Genomic DNA, 2,368 nt, shown 5'->3' on the forward strand with positions numbered 1-2,368 from the left:
TCGCCTCCTTCGGTGCCGTCGTGGTTGAGGATGATGGCGCCGGTGGTGGCGCCGGTCGGAGGTGATCGAGACCATCAAGGCCGGCACCACCGTCCACCCGCCCGCACCCACCGACCGGGCCCGCGGAACCCTCTCGACCGCACCCACCCCGCAGTGGGGCTGCTCCTGCTGAACCGCTGCGCCCCTGCCCCACCACGCCCGGCGGCTGCGGCCGCCGGGCGTCCCTTCGGCCGGCCGCTGCCGGTCATTCCCGACGTTCGTGAGCCCGCGCCTCATCGGGGTCCAGGTCGGGCACCGACCCTGCCGCCTGTGGCCCTCGATCGTCGGCTCCCTGGGCCACGTCGCGAGCTCACGCGCCGTCACCGCAGCCACCCTCGCCTTCCTGGACGCTGATCTGCAGCCCAGGCCCGGTGACCGGCCGGCGTTCTGCCGGCCTACGGCGGCCCCAGCGTCCAGTACCCGGTGAAGCTCATGCGCGGCGGACCCCAGCTGGTGGCGCGGGAGCTGGCCCTCCCGCCGAGGACGGCTCAACCGCCAGCGGGCGGATGCGGATCCGGCCGATATTGGCGAGTGCCCATCGCGCAGAAGCCATTATGGAGTTGGCGGCAGCCCACCAGGCCGTACTGTACTTCCAGCTCTGGCGAATCCGAGGGGACGGCGGACTCGACTGGACCGGCGCCCCGGAGATCTCCTGGACCGTCGACCGGCTTCGGCCGTGGGCGACGATAGTTGAGGAATGCCGAGACCGGGCCCTGCCGGCCGCCGGCGCCATCCTGGCAGCGGACGACCTGGTGACCATGCTCAGCTGGATCGGCCCCTGCGATCTCTGACCGATCGGAGGGGCCCAAAGGGGAGGAGATCGGTTCATGGACGGAACGACGGCGCTGGACAGCGTGCTACAGCAGGCGCACGTGGTCCAGGTGGGCTCGGTGGGCGGGTTCGGAGTGGACGGGGAGATCCGGGTGGACCTCTCCGATCCGGTGGAGTCGGCGCGGCTCAGGACGGCCATGGCCGTGGAATCGCTGCCCGGATTCCACTGCATGTGCCGCGGGGACGTCCGCTTCGAGGTGTTCGACCGGGACGGTGGGCGGCTCGCGGTCGTCCTCCTGCACCACGGGGCGACGCTGAGGTGGGGGCAGTGGGAGAGTGACGCTGTCCTCGCCGACGGCCGCCTGCTCCTGGCGTGGCTGGACGGCCACGGCATGCCCGGCCCCCTGCAGCAGTACAGGGCCGCCCGGCTACGAGCGGAGGAAGGGGCCGAAGAGGAGCGCAACTGGCTGGCCGCGATGCCCGCCGGACTGGAGGGGAGCGTAGACCGGATCCTCGACCTCTCCCGCACCGGCGGCGCGGCCTCCCCCGAACTGCTGGCGGAACTCACGGACCAGCTGCAGCGGACACTCCCCGACCCGGTGGAACGGGCGCTGGCCCTGCTCGACTGGTACGGATCCGGCAGCGGGCGCTGCTCCGGCTTCCCCGTCCACGAGGGCGTGCCGGGCGAGTTGCTCGGCAGGGTGCCGATCGCCGACCTGCTCGCCGGCCTGGCCGACCCGCGGGCCGAGGAGCGCCACGACGCCGGGGCCCTGCGGCACCTGGTGGGCTGGAAGAGCCGCCCGCACCAGAAGCGGGACGTTGCCCTCCTGCCCGAACCGCTGCGCGCCCGTCTGCTGGCGCACGCCCGCCGATCCGGGGACTCCGACAAGCAGGCGCGCGCAGAACAGTGGCTGGGGGTGCTCCCGGTGTAGGACGATCGACCGACGGACGCCCACCTCACCCTGGCCGGCCACGATCACCGCAGCCGTCGCACATCGGACCGTACGGTTGTCGACCGGCCGGGGGACCTGTTGTCGCACCTGAACGAAGCGGACGAGCACGCCAGGGCGACCGAGCAGGTCGAACTCGCCGAACTGGGGGAGGCAGGCCGTCACGGCGGCCAAGCCCGCGCGAAGGACGCGCGCGCGGCCCAGGGCCTGTCGAACGGCGAGGAGCAGCAGGCGACCACCGACCCGCAGACGGCGGGAGGGCCCGGCGCCTGACTGCGCCACCACACCCGCCCGGGGCGTACTGCCCGCTGCGTCCCAGGCCTGCCGGCCAGTTGCCAGCCGGGGTTGATCGGCGGTTTGCCGCTCCTACGGTGTGTCCTGGTTCCCGCCCGGCCGCTGTCGAGGCTGCTGCGACTGCTAACGGCTGCTACCCGGGGGAACCGGACGGCTGCGCAGGGTGTTCAATGGCCTGATCACCACACGCTGCCGTGGGAGGACACCACCGTGGGACGCAAGAAGCCGGGCAAGCCGCGCCGCGAGCGGGCCGTCGCCGACTACACCCTGCAGCAGCTCCAACCGCCCGGCTACGACCAGTGGATGACCCCGGC

The 2,368-nt window shown here is 72.8% G+C and carries 3 protein-coding genes; all 3 read left to right on the top strand.

From position 1 onward, the window contains the following. Positions 1 to 593: 593 nt before the first annotated feature. The 3 genes from ABD323_RS40435 to ABD323_RS40445 all read left to right on the top strand — a co-directional run bounded on the left by ABD323_RS40435 (position 594) and on the right by ABD323_RS40445 (position 2,033). Entirely contained in the window at positions 594 to 830 is a 237-nt protein-coding gene (locus tag ABD323_RS40435; protein WP_344447106.1) for a hypothetical protein, read from the top strand. A 36-nt stretch (positions 831 to 866) separates the two neighbouring features. Further along, a complete protein-coding gene (locus ABD323_RS40440; protein ID WP_344447107.1) occupies positions 867 to 1,742 on the top strand; it encodes a hypothetical protein in 876 nt (291 codons plus the stop codon). A gap of 99 nt (positions 1,743 to 1,841) precedes the next feature. After that, positions 1,842 to 2,033 carry a hypothetical protein gene (locus ABD323_RS40445; protein WP_344447108.1) on the top strand — a complete coding sequence of 64 codons (192 nt, stop codon included), beginning with the start codon at positions 1,842 to 1,844 and terminating at the stop codon, positions 2,031 to 2,033. Positions 2,034 to 2,368: the final 335 nt, after the last annotated feature.

This window comes from Kitasatospora nipponensis (genome assembly GCF_039528135.1).
GTDB classification, from domain to species: Bacteria; Actinomycetota; Actinomycetes; order Streptomycetales; family Streptomycetaceae; genus Kitasatospora; species Kitasatospora nipponensis.